The organism is Nocardiopsis tropica (assembly GCF_042660575.1).
Lineage (GTDB): Bacteria > Actinomycetota > Actinomycetes > Streptosporangiales > Streptosporangiaceae > Nocardiopsis > Nocardiopsis tropica.
The window spans coordinates 1-2613 of record NZ_JBHSUF010000053.1 but is presented as its reverse complement, the minus strand read 5'-3'; the positions used below and the strand labels follow the sequence as shown (position 1 = coordinate 2613).

Annotated in this window: 1 protein-coding gene; it reads right to left on the bottom strand. The window is 68.7% G+C overall.

Annotated features, from left to right (window positions below; translation table 11 throughout):
- The coding region (locus ACFQBR_RS33515; protein WP_378554978.1) for a hypothetical protein at positions 1-2539 on the bottom strand (2539 nt) is incomplete at its 3' end.
- Positions 2540-2613: the final 74 nt, after the last annotated feature.

Sequence of the window (2613 nt, the reverse complement as noted above, 5' to 3'; positions counted from 1 at the left end):
CCCCGACCGTGAAGGGCTGCCCGGCGGACTTGGTGTCCTTACCCCCGGCGGTGAGCGCCGAGAGATCCAGGGACGTGGGGGGATTGCCGTTCCACGGATCATCAGGATCAGCCGGGACCGGCTCCTGCGTGCGCGCCGTCGGTGCAGGACCGTAGAAGTCATCGTCCAGGTCATCGGCGGGGTCGTCGGTCCGGACCGGATCCGTCTCCCGGGTGTGGGGCGGCTGGGAGACGGGCGGGGAGTTGAGCGTGCTGTCGAACAGCGCGGTGAAGTCCTGGAGGGGCGGCGTCGTGGGGGCCGGTGCGGGGGCGGTGTTTCTGTGGTGGTCGGTGGGTGGGAGTCCTTGCCGGTTGCGGTTTCCCGAGCCGGTGTCGTGGCTGCCGGTGGAGCGGCCCGTGGAGTCGCCCGTGGTTCGGGCACCGCTGTTTCCGCTTCCCGGCTGCGCGGACGGTGCCGTGGCGGAACCGTGGTCGCGGCCTGTCGGAGGTGCGGGTGGGTCGTCGTCGCGGGGGCCGCCCCCGCGGCGGGCGGGGGGATGGTCGTCGGCGTCGTAGAGGTCGTCGTCGCTGTCCTCGCTGTCGGAGCTGTCGTCGCCTTCGTCGTTGTGCGACTGCGACTGGGGTTGGGGGTGTGGGGTGGTCGGGGCGAGGCCGGCTGCGGCGGCGACGGCGACGATGTCCTTGGAGCTGTTCAACTTCAGATCGCGAACGATCTGGCTGATGTAGTTGGTTACCGTATGTGGGCGTAGTCCGACGCGTGTGCCGATTTCTTCGATGTCGTCCAGCCCGGCGCCCATGTGGACGAAGACCTGGAATGTGGAGTCCTTCAGAAGATCGTTGATGCGGTCGACGGCCCAGGCGATCTGCTCGGGGGTGAGTTCGGGGGCGGGTGCCACCCGGGGGCGTACGACACGGGTGGGTACGGCACGGACCGGTGCCGGTCGGAGGGCCGCCACTTCGGCGGCGAGGGCGGGTGTCGTCTGGGCGGCTTTCATCGCCTCACCACGGCCGCTTACCCCGAGGCGGTGGGAAAGGTTGGTGAGGAGGCCGTCGACCGAGCTCGCGTTCGCGTTCGGGGAGATCCGTTTGGCGATGTCGCTGGCTTTCAGCCCATTCGCGTAATGGGCGAGTACCTCGCGCTGTTCCGGGCGCAGGAATCGAATGCGGATGAGGGCGCGTTCTTGCCGCTCGTCGCTTGTCATCGCGCCTGGGTCCTTGTCGTCGGTGAGCCCGGCGGCAACAGCAAGCTCGGCGATCCCAGCGCGGTCGCCCGCCTGCAGACCCAAGGAACGGGTGAGGCCGCCCATGACGTTGGTGAGTCCGCGGGGTTTCCAACCCCGGGTGATGAGCTGCTCGTCGGTGCGCCCTGCCCCCAGGGCGACGAGGACCTCGAACTCGCGGTCGCTCAGGGTGGTGATGCGGTCGATGGCCTGGTTTTTCTGCTCGTCGGTGAGCACGGGAAGTGGCGGGGCCTCCAGTTCGGCGAGGCGGGCGGCAGCGCCCGCTTCTTCACGACCGAGCACCCCGAGGCGGTGAGAAAAGTGGGTGATGAGGTTATGGATATAAACGGTGGGGTTGCTGACCGTGTCCGGGATCGAGGAAAGCCGCTTGGCGATGTCGCTGGGTTGCAGCCCATTCGCGTAATGGGCGAGTACCTCGCGCTGTTCCGGGCGCAGGAATCGAATGCGGGTGACGGCGCGTTCTTGCCGCTCGTCGCTTGTCATCGTGTCGGGGTCGGTGTCATTGGTGAGCCCGGCGGCAACGGCGACAGCGGCCACCCCAGCGCGGTCGCCCGCCTGCAGACCCAAGGAACGGGTGAGGCCGCCCATGACGATGGCGAGTCCGCGGGGTTTCCAACCGGGTCGGTCGAGGATCTCCTCGTCGTTGCGCTCGGCCCCCAGGGCGACGAGGACCTCGAACTCGCGGTCGTCCAGGGTGGTGATGCGGTCGATGGCCTGGTTTTTCTGCTCGTCGGTGAGCACGGGAAGTGGCGGGGCCTCCAGTTCGGCGAGGCGGGCGACATCGCCCGCCTCACCACGGCCGCTTACCCCGAGGCGGTGCGAAAGGTGGTCGATGACGTTACCGACGTAAACGGTGGGGTTGTTGACCGTGCTCGGGATCGAGGAAAGCCGCTTGGCGATGTCGCTGGGTTGCAGCCTATTCGCGTAATGGGCGAGTATCTCGCGCTGTTCCGGGCGCAGGAATCGGATGCGGATGAGGGCGCGTTCTTGCCGCTCGCCGGGTAGCAGGTCATGTGGGGCAGTGTCGTTGACAAGCCCGGCGGCGACGGCAACCTCGACGATCCCCGCGCGGTCGCCCGTTCGTAGGCCCAGGGAACGGGTGAGGCCGCCCATGACCTTGGCGAGTCCGCGGGGTTTCCAACCCCGGGTGATGAGCTGCTCGTCGGTGCGCCCTGCCCCCAGGGCGACGAGGACCTCGAACTCGCGGTCGTCCAGGGTGGTGATGCGGTCGGTGACCTGGTCCGGCCCGGCGTCGATCGGTGCGGTGGTGTCGTGTCCGCTGCCACCGGAGGGCCTCACCGATGGGAATACCGGAGGGTCGGCAACGGGACCGGGGTCGGGCCGGTCGGCGGGGCCGGCCGGGAAGGACTCCT